General features: G+C 40.0%; 23 protein-coding genes and 1 tRNA gene. 12 read left to right on the top strand and 12 right to left on the bottom strand.

Annotated elements, in window-relative coordinates; all coding sequences use genetic code 11:
• Positions 1–111: 111 nt before the first annotated feature.
• From JJN12_RS10135 to JJN12_RS10125, 3 genes are all read left to right on the top strand, one after another.
• A complete protein-coding gene (locus JJN12_RS10135; protein WP_208429568.1) occupies positions 112–462 on the top strand; it encodes a type II toxin-antitoxin system RelE/ParE family toxin in 351 nt (116 codons plus the stop codon).
• Between the two features lies 1 nt (position 463).
• Positions 464–754: a helix-turn-helix domain-containing protein gene (locus JJN12_RS10130; RefSeq protein WP_208429567.1), complete on the top strand. Its 291-nt coding sequence runs from the start codon at positions 464–466 to the stop codon at positions 752–754.
• A gap of 173 nt (positions 755–927) precedes the next feature.
• A complete protein-coding gene (locus JJN12_RS10125) occupies positions 928–1,479 on the top strand; it encodes a Uma2 family endonuclease (protein ID WP_208429566.1) in 552 nt (183 codons plus the stop codon).
• A gap of 68 nt (positions 1,480–1,547) precedes the next feature.
• Here the strand turns inward: JJN12_RS10125 and JJN12_RS10120 are convergent, their stop codons facing one another.
• From JJN12_RS10120 to JJN12_RS10080, 9 genes are all read right to left on the bottom strand, one after another.
• Positions 1,548–2,231 (bottom strand): V-type ATP synthase subunit D, encoded by a 684-nt coding sequence (locus JJN12_RS10120; RefSeq protein WP_208429565.1) that lies wholly within the window; start codon positions 2,229–2,231, stop codon positions 1,548–1,550.
• Positions 2,232–2,406: 175 nt separating this feature from the next.
• Positions 2,407–3,780 (bottom strand): V-type ATP synthase subunit B, encoded by a 1,374-nt coding sequence (locus JJN12_RS10115; protein ID WP_208429564.1) that lies wholly within the window; start codon positions 3,778–3,780, stop codon positions 2,407–2,409.
• Positions 3,780–5,549 carry a V-type ATP synthase subunit A gene (locus tag JJN12_RS10110; protein WP_208429563.1) on the bottom strand — a complete coding sequence of 590 codons (1,770 nt, stop codon included), beginning with the start codon at positions 5,547–5,549 and terminating at the stop codon, positions 3,780–3,782. Before JJN12_RS10110 ends, JJN12_RS10115 begins: the two co-directional genes overlap by 1 nt.
• A gap of 11 nt (positions 5,550–5,560) precedes the next feature.
• Positions 5,561–5,878 (bottom strand): V-type ATP synthase subunit F, encoded by a 318-nt coding sequence (locus JJN12_RS10105; RefSeq protein ID WP_208429562.1) that lies wholly within the window; start codon positions 5,876–5,878, stop codon positions 5,561–5,563.
• On the bottom strand, positions 5,871–6,842 hold the full coding sequence (locus JJN12_RS10100) for a V-type ATPase subunit (RefSeq protein ID WP_208429561.1): 972 nt from the start codon (positions 6,840–6,842) through the stop codon (positions 5,871–5,873). The genes JJN12_RS10105 and JJN12_RS10100 overlap by 8 nt, the downstream gene beginning before the upstream one ends.
• A 23-nt stretch (positions 6,843–6,865) precedes the next feature.
• Positions 6,866–7,456 carry a V-type ATP synthase subunit E gene (locus JJN12_RS10095; RefSeq protein WP_208429560.1) on the bottom strand — a complete coding sequence of 197 codons (591 nt, stop codon included), beginning with the start codon at positions 7,454–7,456 and terminating at the stop codon, positions 6,866–6,868.
• 132 nt (positions 7,457–7,588) lie between these two features.
• Positions 7,589–8,080, bottom strand: coding sequence for a V-type ATP synthase subunit K (locus tag JJN12_RS10090; RefSeq protein ID WP_328706820.1), 492 nt, complete (start codon positions 8,078–8,080; stop codon positions 7,589–7,591).
• Between the two features lie 27 nt (positions 8,081–8,107).
• Positions 8,108–10,147: a V-type ATP synthase subunit I gene (locus tag JJN12_RS10085; RefSeq protein ID WP_236013761.1), complete on the bottom strand. Its 2,040-nt coding sequence runs from the start codon at positions 10,145–10,147 to the stop codon at positions 8,108–8,110.
• A 62-nt stretch (positions 10,148–10,209) separates the two neighbouring features.
• Positions 10,210–10,518, bottom strand: coding sequence for a hypothetical protein (locus tag JJN12_RS10080; RefSeq protein WP_208429558.1), 309 nt, complete (start codon positions 10,516–10,518; stop codon positions 10,210–10,212).
• A gap of 454 nt (positions 10,519–10,972) precedes the next feature.
• On the opposite strand from JJN12_RS10080, the gene JJN12_RS10075 reads away from it, so the two are divergent.
• Both JJN12_RS10075 and JJN12_RS10070 read left to right on the top strand, forming a co-directional pair.
• Positions 10,973–11,275 (top strand): Dabb family protein, encoded by a 303-nt coding sequence (locus JJN12_RS10075; RefSeq protein ID WP_208429557.1) that lies wholly within the window; start codon positions 10,973–10,975, stop codon positions 11,273–11,275.
• Between the two features lie 116 nt (positions 11,276–11,391).
• Positions 11,392–12,765 carry a sodium-dependent transporter gene (locus tag JJN12_RS10070; protein WP_208429556.1) on the top strand — a complete coding sequence of 458 codons (1,374 nt, stop codon included), beginning with the start codon at positions 11,392–11,394 and terminating at the stop codon, positions 12,763–12,765.
• Between the two features lie 81 nt (positions 12,766–12,846).
• Here the strand turns inward: JJN12_RS10070 and JJN12_RS10065 are convergent, their stop codons facing one another.
• The 3 genes from JJN12_RS10065 to JJN12_RS10055 all read right to left on the bottom strand — a co-directional run bounded on the left by JJN12_RS10065 (position 12,847) and on the right by JJN12_RS10055 (position 13,565).
• Positions 12,847–13,089, bottom strand: a complete 243-nt coding sequence (locus JJN12_RS10065) for a DUF2442 domain-containing protein (RefSeq protein ID WP_208429555.1) — start codon at positions 13,087–13,089, stop codon at positions 12,847–12,849.
• Between the two features lie 11 nt (positions 13,090–13,100).
• Positions 13,101–13,367 (bottom strand): DUF4160 domain-containing protein, encoded by a 267-nt coding sequence (locus JJN12_RS10060; RefSeq protein WP_208429554.1) that lies wholly within the window; start codon positions 13,365–13,367, stop codon positions 13,101–13,103.
• A gap of 127 nt (positions 13,368–13,494) precedes the next feature.
• Positions 13,495–13,565, bottom strand: a tRNA-Trp gene (locus tag JJN12_RS10055).
• 306 nt (positions 13,566–13,871) lie between these two features.
• Between JJN12_RS10055 and JJN12_RS10050 the strand changes: the two genes are divergently transcribed.
• The 7 genes from JJN12_RS10050 (at position 13,872) to JJN12_RS10020 (ending at position 22,452) form a co-directional block, all read left to right on the top strand.
• Complete coding sequence (locus tag JJN12_RS10050; protein WP_208429553.1) at positions 13,872–15,050, top strand: tetratricopeptide repeat protein; 1,179 nt, start codon at positions 13,872–13,874, stop codon at positions 15,048–15,050.
• Positions 15,051–15,058: 8 nt separating this feature from the next.
• Complete coding sequence (gene hflX, locus JJN12_RS10045; RefSeq protein ID WP_208429552.1) at positions 15,059–16,300, top strand: GTPase HflX; 1,242 nt, start codon at positions 15,059–15,061, stop codon at positions 16,298–16,300.
• 276 nt (positions 16,301–16,576) lie between these two features.
• Positions 16,577–17,602, top strand: a complete 1,026-nt coding sequence (locus tag JJN12_RS10040) for a branched-chain amino acid aminotransferase (protein ID WP_208429551.1) — start codon at positions 16,577–16,579, stop codon at positions 17,600–17,602.
• Positions 17,603–18,044: 442 nt separating this feature from the next.
• The gene (locus tag JJN12_RS10035; protein WP_208429550.1) at positions 18,045–19,001 is read left to right on the top strand and encodes a 3-hydroxyacyl-CoA dehydrogenase; all 957 of its coding nucleotides are present in this window, start codon (positions 18,045–18,047) and stop codon (positions 18,999–19,001) included.
• 353 nt (positions 19,002–19,354) lie between these two features.
• A complete protein-coding gene (locus JJN12_RS10030) occupies positions 19,355–20,326 on the top strand; it encodes a LacI family DNA-binding transcriptional regulator (RefSeq protein WP_208429549.1) in 972 nt (323 codons plus the stop codon).
• A gap of 236 nt (positions 20,327–20,562) precedes the next feature.
• Positions 20,563–21,537 (top strand): ABC transporter permease, encoded by a 975-nt coding sequence (locus tag JJN12_RS10025; RefSeq protein ID WP_208429548.1) that lies wholly within the window; start codon positions 20,563–20,565, stop codon positions 21,535–21,537.
• Between the two features lie 15 nt (positions 21,538–21,552).
• Positions 21,553–22,452 carry a carbohydrate ABC transporter permease gene (locus JJN12_RS10020; RefSeq protein WP_208429547.1) on the top strand — a complete coding sequence of 300 codons (900 nt, stop codon included), beginning with the start codon at positions 21,553–21,555 and terminating at the stop codon, positions 22,450–22,452.
• Positions 22,453–22,506 lie beyond the last annotated feature (54 nt).

The following is a 22,506-nucleotide window of genomic DNA, read 5'->3' as shown; positions in this document are numbered from 1 at the left end:
AAAATCCATATTAAAATGGACTTTATTTTTTAAATAACAATAATTGTATCCGAATAATGACATAGTTGACATTATAGGATAAATCATATAAAATATTGTTAGAGGTGATATATGAAATTTGAAGTTAATTTTTATGAAAAAGATAATGGCGAACAACCCGCGAGGGAATTTATTCTGTCATTAGATAAAAAAATGATTGCGAAAATGCTTGATACGATTAAATTATTACAAGATAATGGATATCAACTTAGAGAACCATATTCAAAGCACATTGATGATGGAATATTTGAGCTGAGGGCTAAAGTTGGATCAAATATTTCAAGAGTTCTCTATTTTTTCTATGTTGGGGAAAATATTATTTTAACAAATGGCTTTATAAAGAAAACACAAAAAACTCCAAGGAGTGAGATAGAAAAAGCTAAGAAATATCGTTTAGATTATATTCAGAGTAAGGAGAATTAGTATGAGTACAAGGTTTGATGATTTTTTGGATGAACAGCTTAAAGACCCTGAAATTCGTGTAGAATACGAAGCCCTGCAACCAGAGCATGCTATTATCCAGACTATGATTGATGCGAGGCATAAGTCTGGGATCACTCAGAAGGAATTGTCAAAGCGTACGGGTATAGCACAGGGAGATATAAGTAAATTAGAAAATGGAAATGCAAATCCATCTATTAGGACTTTACAACGTCTTGCAAAAGGCATGGGAATGGTTTTAAAAATAGAATTTCTTTCAGAAAATGCGGTCTGAGCCTTTGAATTGCAATGGTTGTGGTATCATTGATAGTACATTCGCCATTATATTTTAGCAAAAATATAATTTTACCACCTAATTTTAAACCAAGCTATTTTCTGATTTTAAAGTTACATAGCTCTTTTAAAAATATTGAAGTGTGATATACCGGTTAAAAGGAGAATTAAGTGATGGAATTAGCAAAATCAAAGTTTTATACAGAGGAAGATTACTATAGTTTGCCTGAAAATATTCGTGCTGAGTTGATAGATGGTGAGCTGATTTATAATCAGGCTGCTCCATCCAGAAAACATCAGACTATACTTATGGAAGTTGCGGGTACAATCCGAGATTATATTAAGACCAAAGCAGGCTCTTGCCATGTATATCCTGCACCATTCGCTGTCAAGCTATGGGAAGATAGAAATACCATAGTTGAACCCGATATTAGTGTTATCTGTGATGAAGATAAACTTACAGATAGAGGCTGCACCAGTGCACCTGATTGGATTATAGAAATTGTATCCCCCGGTAATCCCGGTAATGACTATGTATTAAAGCTTAACCTATATGCAGATGCAGGAGTAAGAGAATATTGGATAGTAGATCCTGCCAAATCAAGTGTTTTTGTGTACTTCCTTGAAGAGTCAAATTTTAAGGCTGAAGCATACACTTTTAATGATAAAATTAAAGTAAATATTTATGAGGATTTATATATAGATTTTAAGGGATTTATAGACTAAAGCTAGGAAAAAGAAAAGGACTTCTGATTACAGTATATAATCAAAAGTCCTTTTTAAGTTTAATGGCTTTACTCTTCAGTTATCCTGTTAAAGAGTATTTCCTGTTTTTCTTTATAATGATGTGTCTCTTCAAGCATCATATCCTTAACCTTCATAAGTCTTATCTGAGTACTTCTTTCGTTCTCATCAAGCTTCATGGTTATCATCTTGATATTAGCCTGTAAGGTAGGTATCATAACGTATTCAAGAGCATTAACACGCCTTCTGGTCTTTTCAATTTCAGCAGCCATAAGCGAGCAGGATTTCTCAACCTCTGCGAGGGTGATAAGATCCTTCTGAATATTTGAAAGAGAGAGGACGGCAGTGTCAAGGTCGCTTGAGGTAAAGGCAAAACCGTATGAGTAGATATCTCCCTCGTCACTGGTTCTTGTCTTTGTTTCAAACTGAGGTATATTAACACTCATTACATTACGGGTGCTTACCTCAACTGTCAGCTCCTGCTTAGGTGCCATAAAGGCAACTCTTACAGTTTCATCTGACATAGTAGAGCGGGCTATAACAAAGTTCTTATTTGCATTCTTAAGGTCTTCTTCAACCTTTTCACGCAGAGCTTTGTTTTTTCTAACAAGGTCAAGGAACTCACGCATAAGCTCATCACGCTTGTCCTTTAGGAGCTTATGTCCTCTGGTAGCAGTAATGAGTTTACCTTTAAGCCTCGTAAGCTCCATTCTTGTTGCATTAACAGTTGCCAAATTTTCACCTCCCTTGATAATTGATTAGTTTAAGTGCTACGCATAAACGCACGCTACTCATAGCTTACACTGGCGTGTAAGCTATTTCGTATCGTTACCCATCATAACCTTGCGAATAAGTCTGTAAGCAAGCTTACACTTATTCGCAAGTGTTATGATGTCGTTTATGCGTTATCTACTTCTTATCGTAGTACTTATCAAGGTACTCGTCACGAATTCTCTTCAGCTCACTTCTAGGAAGGATACGAAGGAGATCCCAGCCGATGTTTAAGGTTTCTTCGATGCTTCTGTCTGTTCTAAAGCCCTGTGATACATAGGTAGCTTCAAATTCATCTGCAAACTTAGCATAGAGCTTGTCTATATCTGAAAGAGCTGCCTCACCGAGGATGACCATAAGCTCCTTAGCATCCTTACCACGAGCATAAGCTGAGAAGAGCTGGTTCATGGTATTTGCATGGTCTGCTCTGGTCTTGCCCTCACCGATACCCTTATCCTTAAGACGGGAAAGAGATGGGAGAACGTTGATAGGTGGCTCAATCTTCTTACGATAAAGATCACGGGAAAGAATAATCTGTCCCTCTGTAATATATCCTGTAAGGTCAGGAATTGGATGAGTCTTGTCATCCTCAGGCATGGTAAGAATAGGAATCATTGTGATAGATCCGTTCTTTCCATTCTGACGGCCTGCACGCTCATACATAGTAGCAAGGTCAGTATACATGTAACCAGGATATCCACGACGTCCTGGAACTTCCTTACGAGCTGCTGATATCTCACGAAGAGCATCCGCATAGTTGGTAATATCTGTAAGGATAACAAGTACGTGCATTCCCTTTTCAAAAGCAAGGAACTCAGCTGTGGTAAGTGCCATCTTAGGGGTAGCAATACGCTCTACAGCAGGGTCATTTGCAAGGTTCATAAAGAGAACAGCCCTGTCAATAGCTCCTGTTTCCTTGAATGACTCTACAAAGTAGTTAGACTCTTCAAAGGTGATACCCATAGCTGCAAATACAACCGCAAATGGCTCATCTGTTCCTACAACCTTTGCCTGACGTGCAATCTGTGCAGCAAGCTCAGCGTGTGGAAGACCTGAACCTGAGAATATAGGGAGCTTCTGTCCACGTACAAGTGTATTAAGTCCGTCAATAGCGGATACACCAGTCTGAATGAACTCTTCAGGGTAGCTTCTTGCAGCTGGGTTCATAGGAAGACCTGCTACGTCACGTCTTTCCTCAGGAAGGATTTCCGGACCGCCATCGATAGGACGTCCAAGACCGTCAAAGACACGAGAGAGCATATCCTCAGATACACCAATCTCCATGCTTCTTCCAAGGAAACGCACCTTAGAGCTCTCAAGGTTGATACCTGTTGAAGACTCGAAAAGCTGTACGAGAGCATTACCGTCGTCTATCTCAAGTACCCTGCACCTACGCCTGCTGCCATCAGCAAGCTCAATTTCACCGAGTTCATCGTATGCGACATCAGTTACGCCGCGTACGAGCATAAGAGGACCGGCAACCTCTTGTATTGTTCTATATTCTTTTGCCATTAGAAGTCTACCTCCTGTACTACATCATCTGCTTCTTTAGCAAGGGCTGCTTCGATTTCCTTAAATCTTTCATCCACCTTCTCCTCAGCAGTATATTTAAAACGACCGATAGGCTCACGAACTTCCATAGCTATAAGCTTATTGATATTTGCGCCCTTATCAAGAGCCTCAAGACAAATATCATAGAAAGTAAGTATAAGTTTCATAAGCATAAACTGTTTATGAAGAGAAGTATAGGTATCTTCCTCCATAAATGCGTTCTGCTGGAGTAAATCCTCTCTTACAGACCTTGCAACTTCCATCTTAAGACGGTCAGGAGCAGAGAGAGCATCTTCACCAACGAGCTGAACCATTTCCTTAAGAGCTGACTCGTCCTGAAGGATAGCCATTACTCTGTTCTTGCAAGGAACCCAGTCCTCACTGATATTTTTAGCAAACCAAGGGTCCATTGAGTTATAAAGAGAATAACTCTCAAGCCAGTTGATTGCAGGGAAGTGACGCTGATAAGCAAGGTTAGCATCAAGTCTCCAGAATACCTTTACGATACGTAAAGTTGCCTGAGTAACCGGCTCGGAAATATCACCACCGGCAGGGGAAACCGCACCGATAACAGAAAGACTTCCTTCTTTGTCCTCTTCACCAAGAACCTTTACTCTACCTGCACGCTCATAGAACTGTGCAAGACGGGAACCAAGGTAAGCTGGGTAACCCTCTTCACCAGGCATTTCTTCAAGACGTCCTGACATCTCACGAAGAGCCTCTGCCCAACGGGAAGTAGAGTCCGCCATAAGAGCTACTGAGTATCCCATATCTCTAAAGTACTCAGCTATGGTAATACCTGTATATACACTTGCCTCACGAGCCGCAACCGGCATATCTGAGGTATTTGCAATAAGAACTGTTCTCTCCATAAGAGAGTGGCCTGTCTTAGGATCGATAAGCTCAGGGAACTCGTTAAGAACGTCAGTCATCTCATTTCCACGCTCACCGCAACCGATATAAACCACGATGTCAGCCTCTGCCCACTTAGCAAGCTGATGCTGAACTACTGTCTTACCTGAACCAAAAGGTCCCGGAACTGCAGCAACACCACCCTTAGCGATAGGGAAGAGGGTATCAACTATTCTCTGTCCTGTGATAAGCGGCATATCAGGAGAAAGCTTCTGCTTGTAAGGACGCTCCTTACGTACAGGCCATTTCTGCATAAGGCCGACTTCTTTAGTCTCACCGTTTGCAGTCTTTACCTTGGCCACCATATCTGTAATCTTGTAGTCACCTTCATTTATCTCAGTGATTTCACCCTCTACGCCCTGTGGAACGAGAATTTTGTGAGATACTACCTGAGTTTCCTGAACTGTTCCGATTATATCACCGTGTGTAACCTTGTCGCCTACCTTTTTAGCAGGTACAAAATGCCACACCTTTTCACGCTTAAGTGCAGGAACTTCAACACCACGGCTGAGGAGGTTTCCTCCTGTTACCTTCATGATATCGTCAAGAGGGCGCTGAATTCCGTCGTAAATACTTCCGATAAGACCAGGTCCTAACTCAACGCTCATAGGGTGTCCTGTTGACTCAACAGGTGCTCCCGGAGCAAGACCGGAGGTCTCTTCGTAAACCTGTATAGAAGCTTCATCACCGTGCATTTCGATGATTTCTCCTATAAGACGCTGCTCACTTACACGAACAACGTCGAACATATTTGCTCCGCCCATACCTCTAGCTATAACAAGAGGTCCGGCGATTTTTTTGATTGTTCCTGTATTCATTATTATGCTCCTTAGTTATTAAAGATGATATCTGAACCAACTGCCTGTTCCACAGACTTCTTAACTAACTCTATTCCCTTTCCGGTATTGCCGGAAACTCCTGGAATGAGTATGATCGCAGGAAGCAGCTCTTCCCTATAATGATCAATCAAGTCGCTTAATTTCTCAGCAAGAGCCTCTGTCATGTAGATGATGGAGTAGTCCATATCTGCAAGCTCGCGAAGCTTCTTGGCTGCTTCAGCCTGGTCGGTAAAAGGGAAGGTGTCAAAACCAAGAGCACCGAAACCATAGATACTATCTATGTCTCCCATAACTGCTATTCTAGACATACGTTTCCCTTACCCTTTCCCTGAGAGAATCATCGGAGAGGTTATTAACCTTGCCTGAGAGTATAATTCTCACAGATTTTATTTCATTTTCCCTTGCAAGTATATAAGCAGCAAGAGGTCCGATTGAAAACGGATTATGACGCTGTGGACGAATTTTTGCAATTATCAGATTATCACACCACCGTTCAAATGCTGAAGGGGATTTCTTAATCTCAGGAACTGCATCCAAATAGGCTGTGTGAGAAAGATATTCGTAAATTGCATCAAGGCTTTCTGTAGCAGCTTTTGCAAGTCTGTCTACATTAAGAGAATCACATGGAGCAAGTGCCTTTTCAAGGAAAGAGATATCCTTACCTATCATGCAGGCTCTTATTGCAGTCTTAATGTCTGCAGCTGCCACTGTGAGTTCTCCGTACAATTCAAGTATTTCATTACCTGATTTTTTGCCGGACTCATATATTTTAGTAAGTGCAGCCTTGTCGATAATGATATCGCAAAGCCCACCATCGCCTGTGTGTAAAAGAGTATCAAGGGCTTCCGCAGCGACCTTCTGCATATCAGATGGAAGTGAGGAAAATTCCCTCTGTCCAAGCGCCTTACGGATGATTTCGGGATCTATAGAGCACTGATCCTTAGCAAAGTAAATGTCATCACGGTCTATCTGCTCAGCGGCAGACTTAACTGCAGCCTTAAGGTTGTGATAATCATTTGCGTAGAGAAATACATCGAAGACGTGTGGATCGGAAACAAGCTCAGAAATGAACTTCCAAGTCTTATCCCTCTCGTTCTTTAGTATGGTGGATAAAGACATCGATTCATCTATGTCCCAACCATGGTCTGATAACAGGCGAAGGCATTCATCATAGCTTTTAGCGGCGAGAAGAGATTCGAGAACCGAGCTGGTTAAAAGACGAAGCTCAGCACTGCGGATTCTCGCGACCGCATAAACATATTCTTCTGACATATTACCTCCAGGTTTTTTCATGGTTAAAACAAGAGTTTCTGAATTTTATCCTGTACTGACTCTATATGTGTCTCAAAAAGTGAGGTTATAGAGCAGTTCTGGTCTATACCTTCATAAAGAAGTACAAAACCGCCGTCTATAGGACGGGTTTCTTTAGATACAGTGAGCTTTCCGCCCTTAGCAACCGCAACCACGTTAAGCTTTGTCTCAAAGTCAGCAGGAAGTCTTGAAAGATCCTTTGCATTGAAGATGATTGTACCTTCAGCAGGGTTTACATTCTTTTCTGCTAATTTTAATATCTTTTCAAAATATACGTCATCAGGAAGAGCATAGATTAAATTCTTAGCTTCTTCTATTACTTCACCTATCAGTTTTTGCTTTTCCTCAAGAATCAGACGGCGCTTTCTAAGAGCAGCAGCTGATTCAGCAGTGGATTTGCTGGCAGACAGGCGAACAGAAACATCGTGATTTATTTTCGCGACAGCTTCTGCGGCTTCTTTTTCAGCACCGGCGAGTATGCCTGAAGCCTCAGCGTTTGCCTTATCAATGATAGCGGCTACGCTTTTATCAGCATCAGCTTTGATTTCGCTGGTGATTTTTTCTAATCCTGTCATGTTGCCTCCTTGTTATTATTTTTACGAAATGATGACATTACAAGCTGTATGTCATAGGATGTTCTTTCACATTTTACTTTGAAAGAACGGCTAAATTTCTAAATTCGTACTTAAGAAGATATTTAGCGGAAGTTAGAAATTCATTCCATTAACACCGATGAGTGCAAGGAAGGAAACAAGAAGTGCTAAGATCGCATAAGTCTCAACCATTGAAGGGAAGATCATTGACTTACCGAACTGGTCAGGGCGCTTTGCTGCAAGTGCGATAGAAGCAACAGCAGCCTTAGCCTGGAATACAGCAGATACATAGCCTGCAATAGCTATAGGCATACAAGCTGCAAAATAAGCAAGTCCCTTAACAAGTGAAATCTCCTGAACATTACCACCGATTACTCCAAGGTTAAGGAGTGCGATGAAGGCAATGAGAAGACCATAAATACCCTGTGTACCAGGAAGAAGCTGTAATACAAGAACACGACCGAACTGGCTAGGATCATCAGTAACAACACCTGCTGCAGCCTGACCTGCAATACCAACACCCTTAGCTGAACCGGCACCTGCAACACCTGCTGCTAGTGCAGCACCAAGAACTGCAAAGAAAAGACCTAAACCTGACATAAAAATTACCTCCAAATTTTAATTAGTTTGTTTTTATTTTTCTTTAACTACAAAATATTTTGTATTTTCGGTGAAAGGGACAAATTCCTTTCCGCCACCGTTATAGAACTTACCAAAGAACTCAACGTACTCAAGACGGTTGGTATGTACATAAGCACCAAGCGCATTGATTAGAATGTTAATGGTATGTCCTACGACAAATATTACTATGAAGAATATAAGTCCAAATAAGCTTCCGCCCGGCATAACTGCGATTGTGTTAAATACCTGAGAAATAACACCTGTAGCAAGACCGAGAGCAAGAAGTCTTGAGTAGGAGAGTACGTCACTTAAATATCCGCTTATGCCGTAAAGTGCATAAAGACCTTTAAGAAGCCTCTTAAGAGGATTGGTCGACTCTCTGCCTCCCATTACGAGTATTCCCAACGCTCCGACAATGGCACATACTGTGAAGAGTGTGACAACTGCCTGTGGGAAGTTAATGCTGAACTTGAACATATTTTGAATCATTTCTGTAGTAAGTAACAGCCCCAAAAGACCGCCAAAGAAAAGATACCAGCATATTACGTCAAATACAGCTTCAATTATCTTACCCTGTTTCAAATAGGTATAAAGTGCAATTCCGAGTCCAAAGAGAAGATGGACTATACCGATAATGAATGCTATACCAAGTAAGGTTACCGGATCCTTAATAGGATCGAGTAAATAAGGTAAGTTAACTTCTTTTCCTAAGAAAGTTCCTGTAAATTTAGGTATTGCATCTCCGAAGAAACTTCCGAAGATAAACCCCCAAATCGTTGTACCTATACCACAACCTAAGAACATCTGCATCATTCTCTTTGTACCTTCTTCAAGTCTGCCCTTGAATTTAGTCAGTACAAACAGAGTAGCAAATACCATTATCAGACCATAAGCGGCATCTGAAAGCATAAGGCCGTAAAGTCCATAATAGAATAAAGAAGCAATGAAGGTTGGATCAACCTCACCCTTTCCGGGAAGTGCATAACCTGCAACAACTCCCTCAATAGGGGAAGCATAAGCGTTGTTTGATAATTTAACAGGTACATCCTCATCGTCAGAAGGATTGCTGTATTCAACAACACAGTCAAACTTAGAAGTGATGGCACTATCAAGAGTTTTGACCTCTCTTTCCGGTATATAACCGGTGATGCAAAATACTCTCTTAGACTGGAAAAGTCCACCGATAACGCCGTATTTGTCGGCTCTCATTGTGAAGTAGTCGACCATGAAAGTAATTTCACTTCTTCTTGATGCAAGCTCTACAATCTTATTTGTAGAAGTCTTAATGATTTCTTCCTGTTTTGCCAGCTCCTTGGCAATACTCTTTTCCTGCTCCGCAGGAACCACACCGGGAAGAGCGGGTCTTGCAAAGCTTAAGGCACGCAGGGCATCCTCTGTTTCCTTTGCATCGGTGTTGTGACAGATAATGAGGACACAGGTTTGTTCCTCGTTACTGCTAATGATGGAGATATCTACTTTCTGTACATTTGGTGCCTTTTCGGCAAACGCAAGCTGCAAAGAGCTCTGGTCATAAGCAGCAGGAAATGTTCCGATGAATGCTCTGGTATGTTTAGTACCTTTGTAATCAAGCGGAAGCTCAAATCCAAGCCACGGAGCAAGAGTTTCTCTTTGATTTAGAAGCTTTGGTATCTCGGCTTCAGCTTCGGCCTTGCTTTTGTTAAGGCTGTTCAGGTCGTAGACCACATCCATAATCTCGTCACGCTTAGTTACAAGTGCCTCATAGTCAGAACAGCTCATCTTGTCTCTGCCTGCAAATGAATCCATCATTCCGGATTTTACAGGTGCTTCTCTGTCAAGGACTGATAATGCCTGAGTAGCAAGAATTGCATTTTTCTCAAATGTAGTCTTGGCAGAGGATGTATCAGTTTGCTTAAAGAAGGTGTCTGCTTCGCCGTCTTTGCCGGTAAAGATTTCTTTGCCTGCATCTGTATTTATCTGAATTACGCCAAGTCTTTGAAGGCTCTCGAGAATTCTCTTTCTATCCTTTTTTAGGGCAGCTATGAACACGCGTTTCATAGGTAGTACGGACATGTTTTAACTCCTCCTTTCTTGTTATTTTTTAATGCTTTTAGCAGAGATGTATACCGGAGAAATTAGAATAGCATCTCAGTAACATTTCCTGCCACTTCCCGTTTCTTGCTTTCTGCCTTGGCACGAAGTGCCTTAACTTCTTCAGAGCTTTCGCCCTCTGCCTTTTGCAGGTAGCTTTCATTAGCTTTGCTAAGTTCAGCAAGCTTAGCTTCTGCGTCGGCTTTAGCAGCAGAAATCTTTGCGGAAACAACTTCTTTTGCTTCAGAATGGGCTCTTGAAATAATTTCAGCAGCCTGTTCTTTTGCTTCACGTTCGCTTGTTTCGGCCTGTTTTTCGGCCTCGCGAATAACGCTGATTGAATCAGTTGACAATAATCATCACCGCCTCTCGGGTATTATAGTATAGGATTTTTCTATCAAAAACCTATCTTATATTTTATCGCAATACTTAGGTATAGTCAATCGAGATTAGTGATTTTGTTCAGATTTTCGCCAGAAAATATAAAAAAAAATAACAAAATCATCTTCAAATTAATTCTATTACTATTGCTATACGAAATATTGTGAAAAAAATATCATTTTAGAAACTTATTTTTTGTGACTGCGAAAGTTAAAATGCTATTTTTAGCTAACCGCAGGCACGTAAATTATATCGGCATAAATCACATAAATAATAATATTGTCAGAATAAATTCTTTTAAATCTGCTTGTATATATTATAAACTTGGGGTATCATTCCTAAGTGCCATAGTTAATATGACATATAAGAAAGTATGTGAAGCAAAATCTATGTTAAAATGGAAACAAAATAATCGAGGAGGGAAATATGGTAAAGCACATTGTTTTATGGAAACTGAAAGAAGAACTAAGTAAAGAAGAGAAAGACAAGGTAAAAAAGGAGATTAAAGAAGGTCTTTTAGGACTTAAAGGTAAGATTAAAGAGATAGTAGAAATCAAGGTAAATACCGAAGGAATGGAAGGCTCGACAGTTGATGTACTGCTTGATACGGTATTTGAAAATGAAGAGGCACTTAAAACCTATGCTGCTCATCCTGACCATGTAGCTGTAGGTATGGCGAAAATCAAGCCATTTATGGCTGAGAGAATCTGCTATGATTATGAGTTCTAAACATCGGATATAAGCATTATATATAGATAAGCCTGTTCTTAAAATGCGGGCACGTAAAGCCTCTGGATGACAGGGTTTAGATAATACTAACAATATGAGAGAGAGGAAATTTGTAAATGCCGGAAAAAAGTTCAAGAGAAAGACTTGAGAGCAGGCTTGGCTTTATACTTATAAGCGCAGGCTGTGCAATCGGTATCGGAAATGTTTGGAAGTTCCCTTATCTTGCCGGGCAGAACGGAGGAGGAATATTTGTACTGATTTACTTGTTCTTCCTTGCAGTTCTTGGCATCCCTGTTATGACAATGGAATTCTCTATGGGAAGGGCGAGTAGGAAGAGTCCTATTCATCTGTATAAGAGGATAGCACCTCGGGGCAGCAAATGGAACCTGCACGGCATTGTATGTATGGCAGGTAACTATATACTTATGATGTTCTATACCACAGTTGCAGGTTGGATGCTTAAGTATTTTGTGTCAATGGCAAGAGGCGATTTTGAAGGACTTGATAAAGACGGGGCCACGGGACTCTTTGGAGGCATGCTTAGCTCTCCTTCAATACAGGTAGGCTATATGGCTGTTGTAGTAATAGTCGGCTTCTTCATCAATTCCCTGGGGCTTCAAAAAGGACTTGAGAAGGTAAGTAAATGGATGATGTCAAGTCTTCTTATTATAATGGTAATCCTTGCTATAAACAGTGTCCTAATGAAGGGAAGTGCAGAAGGACTTAGCTTTTACCTATTACCCAATGTGGCTAAGGTAAGTGAAATAGGGTGGTCAAAGGTTATAGTATCAGCTATGAATCAGGCATTTTTCACCCTCAGTATAGGAATAGGCTCTATGGCTATATTTGGCAGCTACATAGGCAATGAGAGAAGCCTTATGGGAGAATCTGTTCACATTGCGGTACTGGATACCTTTGTGGCAATCGTATCCGGACTTATCATCTTCCCTGCCTGCTTCACCTACGGAGTACAGCCTGACAGCGGTCCAAGCCTCATCTTCATAACCCTTCCAAATATATTTAACAATATGCCTCTTGGCAGGGTTTGGGGCAGTCTTTTCTTTGTGTTTATGAGCTTTGCAGCCTTTTCTACAGTGCTTGCGGTATTTGAAACCATTCTTGCCTGCACTATGGACATTACAGGCTGGAGCAGGAAGAAGGCCAGTGTAGTAAACTGTATAGCGGTTTTCATGCTTTCTCTTCCTTGTGCCCTTGGGTTTAATGTACTTAGCTTTATAGAGCCGCTTGGCAAAGGAACAAGCTTCTTAGATCTTGAAGACTTCCTTGTAAGCAACCTTATCCTCCCTATTGGTTCATTTATATTTGTCATCTTTTGCATCAGTAAGAGAGGCTGGGGGTGGGACAACTTCGTTAAAGAGGCCAACAAAGGAAAGGGGCTTAAGGTTCAGTCCTGGATGAGAGGCTATATGACCTATGTCCTTCCTGTAATAGTTATGGCTCTTATTTTACTTGGATTATTTTATAAGTGATAAAAATAAAGCAGGCATCAATTGTAGGTGCCTGCTCTTTTTGAAAGATGAAGTTCTAACTAAAAATTAATGATCTTTAATCTAAACAATACTTATGGAATCTTCATAAAGTTCATGAGGAGAAATGTCCTGGCCACCATTCCATTCTACGGTGTGATTTGCAACTCTGACAGAATTAAAATTGTTTAAATCCTTCAATTCACCATACCATTCACCGGTAATATAAGGTTTAACATCAAATAGTTTTTGTTCTCCAGTTTCATACACAAGTAAAAGTCTATAGTTATCTTTTGGAGTAACGCTTATTAATTTAGGTTGTAACATATATACTCCTTTCATCTTAATGGGTCAATCATAAAACTTCTCTCGCCGTTACTAAGTAATTGCCAATTAGCATAAAGTTCATCATTATGTATTTCTAACCAAGCCAGAACAAGTTTTAATTTTTTGTTTGGTATTTGTCCTTCCAAAACATCTCCATTAAGACTTACAACAACTTCATCATTTTGATATTCAGCGTGAATATGTGGAAGATTATGTTTACCACCAATTTCTCTGTACATCCTGATGACTATACCGTAAAACATTGATATTGTTGGCATTATTTACCTCTTTCTTCTATATTTCTATTTTGATTATATCATCATCAGAAGTTCAATGCAATTATAAACTGTCTCAGGAAGAAATAATTAAAATAAAAAAAGGAAGCATTTCTGCTTCCTATTGGTACAGGGGATGAGGGAATCGAACCCCCGCTAAAGGTTTTGGAGACCCTTGTCATACCATTTGACCAATCCCCTAAGTCAACGTATCAATTATAAACACATATATAAGAAATGTCAAGAGGGAAAATTTTCCGCATAGACTAAGCCTGTGAAGGGGATTAGAGTCTGCTATCTGCTCATTTTCTATAGATTTATCGGATAACTACATTTGTTCATAGGCTACACTGCATATTATACGATATACAGGAAATATCACAATGTCTCCTGTAGTCTTATTACTATAGTCTAAGGATATTTCTTGAGTAATTGAGGATAACTTTGTTGACAACCCTGATGTTTTACAATACTATTGAAATGAACTTTATTCGGAGGTGATAAGTCATGATTTTGGATAAGATAAGAATAACTGCCCTGCTTTGCCTAACCTTGTTTTTAACATCCTGCGGTGGGAGCTCAGCCAATTCATATTATAAAACAGGCAATAAGCTGATGGAAAAACAGCAATATGAAGAAGCTCTTGAAGCCTACGAGGAGGCTATAGGAAAGAGCTCTGACAGGGCGGAATTCTATATAGCGGCAGGCTTTGCCGAAATAGGTCTTGAGGAGTACGAGGCAGCTATCAATTATTTTGACAAGGGCTATTCGCCAAAAGACAATCAGATAGTAAGAGAGAATAACAAATCCCTGTACAGGGGCAAGGGTATTGCCTATCTTAAGCTTGGAAAATATAACGAAGCCTTAGCTCAGTTTGCCAGTGCGGCTGCAATCAAAGAAGCTTCTTCACTTGATAATGACATCAAAAAATACATCGCGCTTACAGATATAAAGCTTGGTGAGTATCAGGCTGCTGCGGATATATATGAAGAGATGCTAAATGTGAAAAAGCCTGATGTAAGCCTGTATAGTCAGCTTGCAGAGGTTTATGCTGCAATGGGAGATGCTGTCAAGGCAGTGACAAACTATGATTATGCGATTGAGAGAGATGCATCTAACTTTAGCGCGTATTTTGGAAAATATGAAGTCCTTGTTGCAAAGGGCGAAAATGAGAAGGCTGCGGAAGTGCTTAACAGGGCAGCGGGTATTAAGATAACAGATGCTCTAAGTGGCTACAATGCGGGCATTTTAGAATATTTGAGGGGCAATAACGACAAGGCAAAAGAATATTTAAATACAGCCTATACAAAGGGAATACTCGAAAGCTCTTATTATCTGGCAAAAATTGCGATGGATGAGGGAGACTACCAAGGAGCAAGGGAGCTATTTGAAAAATATGCACAAGATAAGGGCAGGGTGACTCTTTCGGGCTGGTATGACGGCATGGCTGACTGTCTTATGAAAGAAGAGAAATATCAGGAAGCCTTAGCCTGTGTAGCAAAAGGCTTGGCTCTAGAGGATATATCAGCGATGAAGCAGCTTATGCAAAAGAAGGTAGTGCTTAATGAAAAACTGACTGATTATAACAAGGCTTATGAAGCAGCCTTAGAGTATGGCAAGCTATATCCTGAAGACAAGGAAATGGCACGTGAAATCACCTTCCTTTCAACAAGGAAGTCAAAGTAGGAGAATATATGATACAAACCTCAGAAATAAAAGAAAAATTCATCCTTGTAGGTGTAGAAACCGGTAAGGACAGAATGGAAGAAAGCCTTACAGAGCTTGAAGAACTGCTTGAAACAGCAGGTGGAGAGACAGTCGGCAGGGTGATACAGAATCTTGAGTCCATCAACAAGGCTACTTATGTAGGAAAGGGAAAGGTGGAAGAGATAAGGGAACTTGCAGAGGAGCTTGGCGCAGACGGGATAGTCTGCGATGATGAGCTCTCGCCTGCTCAGCTATCCAACCTAAAAGATGAACTGGATATAAAGGTGCTTGATAGAACTCTGGTTATCCTTGATATATTTGCGGCTCACGCTCAGACCAGTGAGGGTAAGCTTCAGGTAGAGCTTGCTCAGTTAAAGTACCGCTCCTCAAGGCTTACAGGACTAGGGAAGAACCTTTCAAGACTTGGAGGAGGTATAGGTACAAGAGGTCCCGGTGAATCAAAGCTTGAGTCTGACAGGAGAGCGATAAGAGAGAGGGTAAGCCAGCTAAGAAGTGAGATAGAAAAGGTTGAAAGCTCAAGAGAAACACTTAGAAAACACAGGATGTCTGACGGAATACCTGTGATAGCCATAGTGGGGTATACCAATGCAGGGAAATCAACCTTTCTTAACAAGATTACAGATGCAGGCATACTTGCGGAAGACAAGCTGTTTGCAACCCTTGACCCTACCACCAGAAGCCTCAAAATCCCTGATGGAGAGGAGGTATTATTTACCGATACCGTAGGCTTCATCAGTAAACTTCCTCACAATCTGGTAGATGCCTTTAAGAGCACACTGGAAGAGGCAAAGTACGCAGACCTGATTCTCCATGTGGCAGATGCTTCAAATCCTGAGGTGGACGAGCAGATGAAGGTAGTGTATAGGACTCTTGAAGAACTAAAAGTCACCGGAAAGCCTGTTGTTACATTCTTAAACAAGCAGGATAAGCTTGAAGAAGAAAGGATAATAAAGGATATCAAAGCGGATGCAGTTGTAAAGGGCTCAGCTAAGACAGGTGAAGGAATTGATGAACTTTTAAGTAAGATTACAGAGATACTTAGGGAGGGCAAGGTGCTTATTGATACAGTTCTTTCCTATGCAGATACCTCTAAAATATCTGTAATCAGAAAGAAAGGCCAGCTCTTAGCGGAGGAGTATGAGGGCGATGGCATCAAAGTAAAGGCTTACGTACCTAAGGCTGTGGCAGGTCAGCTAGGGCTATTATAGGAGACTTAGATAGTGGCTTAGCTGCCATTTAACCGCCACAGAACTTAGAAAAAGCATGGTTATTTTTCCAGGTTATATTAACTATAACAAATCGTAAGTTTTGTTGACAGTGGCAAGATGCGGTGCTAGACTGTGAAACAGATAAAATTCTATCCACAGCCATATCATTTTGCAGAAGACTATGCAGGGCTTACAGGCAAGTAAACTGCATAAGCAGGTAAACTGCAAAAACAGGACGGTTTCCTGTGTAAAATCAGATAATATTCGGAGGAAAATATGGAAAAGGCAAATTTAGACTGGGCCAATATCGGCTTTGGCTATATGAAAACAGATAAAAGATATGTATCAAACTATAAAAACGGTGCTTGGGATCAAGGAGAGCTTACTTCTGATGACCAGATAGTGATGAGTGAATGCGCAGGAGTGCTTCAGTATGCGCAGACCTGCTTTGAGGGGCTGAAAGCCTATACTACAGAGGATGGAAGGATAGTTACCTTCAGACCTGACTTAAATGGTGAAAGATTTGAGGCATCCTGCAGGAGGATGGAAATCCCTGTATTTACCAAGGATAGATTTGTAGATGCCGTGTTAAAGACAGTTAAGGCGAATGAAGCCTATGTACCTCCATATGGCCATGGTGCAACACTTTATGTAAGGCCCTATGCCTTTGGAATCAGTCCTGTCATTGGAGTAAAGCCTGCTGATGAGTATCAGTTTAGAGTATTTACTACACCTGTAGGTCCTTACTTTAAGGGCGGTACAAAGGGAATATCCATAAAGGTAAGTGATTTTGACAGAGCCGCTCCGAGGGGAACAGGTGACATCAAAGCAGGACTTAACTATGCAATGAGCCTTCATCCTATTGTAGTAGCACACAATGAAGGCTATGCAGAAAACATGTACCTTGATGCAGCAACCAGAACCAAGGTTGAGGAGACTGGAGGAGCTAACTTCCTCTTTGTAACAAAGGATGGAACTGTGGTTACGCCTAAGTCAAGCACAATTCTTCCTTCTATTACAAGGCGTTCCCTTATCCATGTTGCAGAGCATATGCTTGGACTAAAGGTAGAGGAAAGAGAAGTATATCTTAGTGAGGTAAAAGACTTTACAGAATGCGGTCTTTGTGGAACTGCAGCTGTAATAAGTCCTGTCGCAAGAGTGGTAGACCACGGCAAAGAGATAGCCTTTAAGTACGGTGCAGAAGAAATGGGGCCTGTTATTAAGAAGCTTTATGATACCCTTACAGGCATCCAGCTTGGAAGAATACCTGCTCCTGAGGGATGGATATATGAGATAAAATGATATACCGTTGATAGCCGGATATATAGTGAAGGCAATCTAAGACCTTGCCATGTTTATTAGCTAAGGTTAAATGTTACAAGTGTCAATGCCGCTTGTATCTGTATAATAATACTATAAGTAAATGAAGAGTTGATGAAACGTTAACGAAAAGATACCATGTCTATGATGTGGTATCTTTTTATTATACAGGCGTACTATAAGTTTCCGTCCTGGTTTTACTACTATACTTACATGTTCTGTTATTTCATAGTGATAGTTATATCGTAAAAGATCCTGATCTATTCTTTGATAATATTTTGACAATTATATAATTATTACAGCAAAATATGAAAAAGATTAATAAATTACACAATTGACAGCAAAATGCTTTAAGAGTATTATTATACCAAAGCATAGCTTTGAATTTGCGAAGCGATTACCAAAACGTGCAAGGAGGATGTATATGAGTATCAAAAATGTAGTAGTTGCAGGTGGCGGAGTACTTGGAAGCCAGATTGCTTTTCAGACAGCATACAGAGGCTTCAATGTAACCCTATGGCTTAGAAGTGCAGAGTCAATTGAAAGAACCAAGCCAAAGATTGAGCGTTTGCGTGGTATTTATCTAACTGAGCTTGAAGCTGCAAAGGCTAAAGCAGGCGTAAAAGGAGCGATGGTTTCAAGAGGGCTGATTCCTGATATTGAAAATGCTACCGCAGAGAGTATAGAAGAGTTAAAGAATAAGGTGGAAGAGGCTTATAAGAACCTGAAGTATGAAACTGACTTGGCAAAAGCAGTGAAGGATTGCGACTTAGTTATTGAATCGATGGCTGAAAATCCTGAGGCTAAGGTGGATTTCTATACCAAGTTAAATGCAGTACTTGAGGATAAAACGATTGTTGCTACCAACTCATCAACAATGATTCCAAGCCAGTTTAGGCACTGCTTTACCAAACCTGAAAAGTATCTTGCCATTCATTTTGCAAACAATATATGGAAGAGCAATACTGCGGAGATTATGGGACATGACGGAACCGATAAGGCAGCTTACGATGCGGTAGCTAAATTTGCAGAGGACATAGCAATGGTTCCACTTAAGCTTCAAAAAGAGCAGCCAGGGTATATACTTAACTCGATGCTGGTTCCTTTCCTTAAGTCAGGCGAGATGCTTTTAGCCAAGGAAGTAGCTGATCCTGCTACCATAGACCTCACCTGGAGACTCGGAACAGGTTCTCCTCTAGGACCTTTCCAGATATTAGACATTGTAGGACTTACTACTGCGTACAATATAAACATGATGGATCCGCTTGCTACTTCAGACCCTGATTCTATTCCTGCCAAGATAGGAGTTATCCTTAAGAAATACATAGATGAGGGTAAGACCGGTATAAATGCAGGAGAGGGCTTCTATAAGTATAAATAGTGTGTCAGTTTTTTAATCCATATCATAGTATGTCATTAAATGATTTTGACACCACATAATTTAATAACCAGATACCATGTCAATGATGATGTGGTATCTTTTTTGTAGAACAGTAATTAATTTTTGGCCTATTAAAGTACATTCGGCATATTTAACCTAAATACAAATACAATTTAATTTCAAAAACTAAAAACTTGAACTTTCTCTTGATTCAGAAGGATTCTAATTTGTTTTATAAATAAACATGTTAAAAATAAAAATTGCACAAAACTCTATTCAAAAACTGAATAATGTTGTATAATTCCATCTAAGAATATGAAAACATGTGGAACACAGGAAGGCAAAGGTAAGAAATGGCTAGCATTAGAGATGTGGCTGTCAGAGCCGGGGTAGGTATTGGCACTGTGTCTAGGACATTGAATAACAGCGGATATGTATCCGAGGAAACAAGGCTTAGGATAATGAAAGCTGTTGAAGAAATAGGGTATAAACCTAGTGCGATAGCAACCAATATGGTAAAGAAGCGTACCGGTATCATTGGAGTCATGGTTCCTAACCAGGAACATCCATTTTTTGCAAAAATAATGAAGCACATGGAAATTGAGCTTTATAAACAAGGCTATAAATGCCTTATATGCAATACCCTCGATATAGTAAACAGGCAGAAGTCATTCATTGATATGCTTGATAGCAGGGCGGTAGACGGTATTATTTCCTGTGTAGATGAATTGCCGGATTTTAGCAATCATTCAAGAGGCGCCATAGTTAGCTTTGATAGGAACTCAGAGGCCGGAGTTCCCATAGTTAGGTCAGAGCACGAAATGGGAGGAAGACTTGTGGCTGAGCTTTTCATAAAGAAAGGCTGCAAGAGAGTGTGCCAGTTCACAGCCGGTCTCGATAAAAAAAGAACAGCCAATATAAGGCATGAAGTAATGAAAGAGGTCTTGGAGGAAGCGGGGGTGGAGGTTATCTCCATTATAACAGCCTGGGATGCACTTAGCTATAGCTACAACAAAGACATGGTGCATAAATACTGGGATATTATCGAGAATGTTGACGGGATAATGACAACAGATATAGGAGCGCTTAGCTGTCTTTCTGTTGCGCAGCAAAAGGGACTTAGTATTCCTGATGATTTATGCATTGTGGCCTATGACGGGACTGAAATCACCGAACTGTCATATCCTGAGCTTACGGTTGTACAGCAGGATTGTGCAGAGATAGCTAGAAAATGTGTAGAGAACGTATTAAAGATGGTTGATGGGGAGAAAGTGCCTGAGCTCGAACTTATACCTGTCAAACTAATAGAACGCGGAACAACATAATCCGTTCCACGTATTTCCATATAAAGACAAGAGTCAACTCCTTGTCTTTTTTTATACACAAATAAATTGTATAAAATGATATAAAAATTAAAACAATGCACACAATTAATAGATGAACAATAAATATCATTAATGGATTAATGAAAAAATAATAAAAACATATTGACATTTTTGGGTATTTTGACTATGATAAAATTATGAAAAGGTTTCCACAACAAAAGAAAAGGAGAGAGGGAATGGAAAAAAGTCCAAAAGAAGAAGCTTCTAATTCTGTTAAAAAAAGACGTAAGACCTCAAAAGAGAGAGCAGCTGACTTCAAAAATGTACTGAAAGCATGGCAATTGTACATATTGCTGCTTCCTGCTCTAATATGGGCGGTAGTATTTGCCTATTATCCTATGTATGGACTTATTATTGCCTTTAAGGAATATAAGGGAAGACTGGGAATTGTTGGTAGCCCTTGGGCTAATCCGATTTTCAAATATTTTACACAGTTTTTTAGTACTTCAATAGCGGTGAACGCTATAAAGAACACAGTACTTATAAGTTTGGAAAGTCTTATTATTGCCTTTCCTATACCTATTATATTTGCACTTCTTTTAAACCAGATTCAGAGAGATAAGGTTAAAAAGACCATACAGACAATCAGCTACGCACCTTACTTTATGTCAAACGTAGTTATTGTAAGTATTATAACTGTATTCTTTTCTGCAAATGGAGTAGTAAATAATCTTATCAAGAGTGCAGGAGGTAAGGAAACTTTATTTACATCACTCCCTGAATGGTTCAGGACACTCTTTATAGGCTCAAATATATGGCAGACTATGGGCTTTAACGCAGTTATTTTTATTGCAGCACTTACTGCAATTAGTCCTGATTTTTACGAGGCTGCCAAGATAGATGGGGCATCAAGATTTCAAAGAATTCTTTTCATAGATATACCAATGATATTGCCTACAATTATCCTGATGTTAATACTTCAGGTTGGTAACATAATGAATGTAGGTTATGAAAAAGCTTTTCTTATGCAGAATGGTTCTAACACAATTGTGAGCGAACTTATTTCAACCTATGTGTATAAGGTCGGCTTGCAGACTGCACAGTACAGTTTTGCAACTGCGGTTGGTTTGTTTAACTCAGTTGTAAACTTTATCATTTTGGTTTTAGCTAATAAAATAGCTAAAAAGGTGAGCAGTATAAGTATATTCTAAGAGAGGAGAGCTAAAATGAGTACTGTTAAGACAAGAATGAAGATGTCTACAGGTGAGAGAGTGTTCGGAATAGTGAATGCTATTATTATGATTACAATCTGCCTGGTTATTATTTATCCTATTTACTATGTTGTAATTGCATCTATGACAGATCCGGTTATAGTAAACTCAGGAAAGCCTTTGTTATTCATTGAAAAGCTGTATCTAAAAGGTTATGAAACCACATTAAAGTATAAACCGCTTTGGACTGCATATGGAAATACAATTCTCTATACTGTTGTTGGCTCGATTACTTCGTTGATAACGACGATTCCTGCCGGATATGCATTGTCCAGAAAGGACTTACCGGGAAGAAGGGGACTTATCTTTGTATTTACATTTACAATGTTTTTTAGTGGTGGAATTATACCTCTATATCTTACCATAAAGAACCTTGGCATATACAACAGTATCTGGGCAATGGTGCTGCCTGTGGCGGTATCTGCTTATAACCTCATTGTATGCCGCTCATTCTTTGAAGCAGGTATACCTGGAGAACTTCTTGAAGCAGCAAAAGTAGATGGCTGCTCTGACTTTAGATTCTTTTTTGAAATAGCCATACCTATTTCCACAACTATAATTGCAGTTATGTGTCTCTTTTACGCTACTGCAATGTGGAATCAGTTCTTTAATGCACTGATGTACCTGCAGGATGATGACAAAATGCCACTTCAGGTCGTGCTTCGTAACCTAGTGCTCATGAATCAGGCAAATCAGATGGGTTCATCAGGTGATGCGATGGTTACCAAGCAAAAACTGGCGGAACAGCTTAAATACTGTATAGTAGTGGCTTCAGCAGTTCCACTGCTTGCAGCTTATCCTTTCTTACAGAAATACTTCGCAAAGGGTGTAACAATTGGTGCAGTAAAGGGTTAAGAAAACGCTGTATATTTAGCCCGTATCGGGTTCAAGTATAAAACTATATTTAGT

It is taken from the genome of Catonella massiliensis (genome assembly GCF_016651435.1).
Taxonomy (GTDB): domain Bacteria; phylum Bacillota; class Clostridia; order Lachnospirales; family Lachnospiraceae; genus Catonella; species Catonella massiliensis.
Note: the sequence above shows the minus strand (reverse complement) of the source record. Positions and strands in the feature narration are given on the sequence as shown.

What these genes read in the sequence shown, in the direction of transcription:
- JJN12_RS10135 (WP_208429568.1), top strand. Translation starts at nt 112, where the DNA reads ATGAAATTTGAAGTTAATTTTTATGAAAAAGATAATGGCGAACAACCC.
- JJN12_RS10130 (WP_208429567.1), top strand. Translation starts at nt 464, where the DNA reads ATGAGTACAAGGTTTGATGATTTTTTGGATGAACAGCTTAAAGACCCT.
- JJN12_RS10125 (WP_208429566.1), top strand. Translation starts at nt 928, where the DNA reads ATGGAATTAGCAAAATCAAAGTTTTATACAGAGGAAGATTACTATAGT.
- JJN12_RS10115 (WP_208429564.1), bottom strand. Translation starts at nt 3,780, where the DNA reads ATGGCAAAAGAATATAGAACAATACAAGAGGTTGCCGGTCCTCTTATG.
- JJN12_RS10110 (WP_208429563.1), bottom strand. Translation starts at nt 5,549, where the DNA reads ATGAATACAGGAACAATCAAAAAAATCGCCGGACCTCTTGTTATAGCT.
- JJN12_RS10105 (WP_208429562.1), bottom strand. Translation starts at nt 5,878, where the DNA reads ATGTCTAGAATAGCAGTTATGGGAGACATAGATAGTATCTATGGTTTC.
- JJN12_RS10100 (WP_208429561.1), bottom strand. Translation starts at nt 6,842, where the DNA reads ATGTCAGAAGAATATGTTTATGCGGTCGCGAGAATCCGCAGTGCTGAG.
- JJN12_RS10095 (WP_208429560.1), bottom strand. Translation starts at nt 7,456, where the DNA reads ATGACAGGATTAGAAAAAATCACCAGCGAAATCAAAGCTGATGCTGAT.
- JJN12_RS10085 (WP_236013761.1), bottom strand. Translation starts at nt 10,147, where the DNA reads ATGTCCGTACTACCTATGAAACGCGTGTTCATAGCTGCCCTAAAAAAG.
- JJN12_RS10075 (WP_208429557.1), top strand. Translation starts at nt 10,973, where the DNA reads ATGGTAAAGCACATTGTTTTATGGAAACTGAAAGAAGAACTAAGTAAA.
- JJN12_RS10070 (WP_208429556.1), top strand. Translation starts at nt 11,392, where the DNA reads ATGCCGGAAAAAAGTTCAAGAGAAAGACTTGAGAGCAGGCTTGGCTTT.
- JJN12_RS10065 (WP_208429555.1), bottom strand. Translation starts at nt 13,089, where the DNA reads ATGTTACAACCTAAATTAATAAGCGTTACTCCAAAAGATAACTATAGA.
- JJN12_RS10060 (WP_208429554.1), bottom strand. Translation starts at nt 13,367, where the DNA reads ATGCCAACAATATCAATGTTTTACGGTATAGTCATCAGGATGTACAGA.
- JJN12_RS10050 (WP_208429553.1), top strand. Translation starts at nt 13,872, where the DNA reads ATGATTTTGGATAAGATAAGAATAACTGCCCTGCTTTGCCTAACCTTG.
- hflX (WP_208429552.1), top strand. Translation starts at nt 15,059, where the DNA reads ATGATACAAACCTCAGAAATAAAAGAAAAATTCATCCTTGTAGGTGTA.
- JJN12_RS10040 (WP_208429551.1), top strand. Translation starts at nt 16,577, where the DNA reads ATGGAAAAGGCAAATTTAGACTGGGCCAATATCGGCTTTGGCTATATG.
- JJN12_RS10035 (WP_208429550.1), top strand. Translation starts at nt 18,045, where the DNA reads ATGAGTATCAAAAATGTAGTAGTTGCAGGTGGCGGAGTACTTGGAAGC.
- JJN12_RS10030 (WP_208429549.1), top strand. Translation starts at nt 19,355, where the DNA reads ATGGCTAGCATTAGAGATGTGGCTGTCAGAGCCGGGGTAGGTATTGGC.
- JJN12_RS10025 (WP_208429548.1), top strand. Translation starts at nt 20,563, where the DNA reads ATGGAAAAAAGTCCAAAAGAAGAAGCTTCTAATTCTGTTAAAAAAAGA.
- JJN12_RS10020 (WP_208429547.1), top strand. Translation starts at nt 21,553, where the DNA reads ATGAGTACTGTTAAGACAAGAATGAAGATGTCTACAGGTGAGAGAGTG.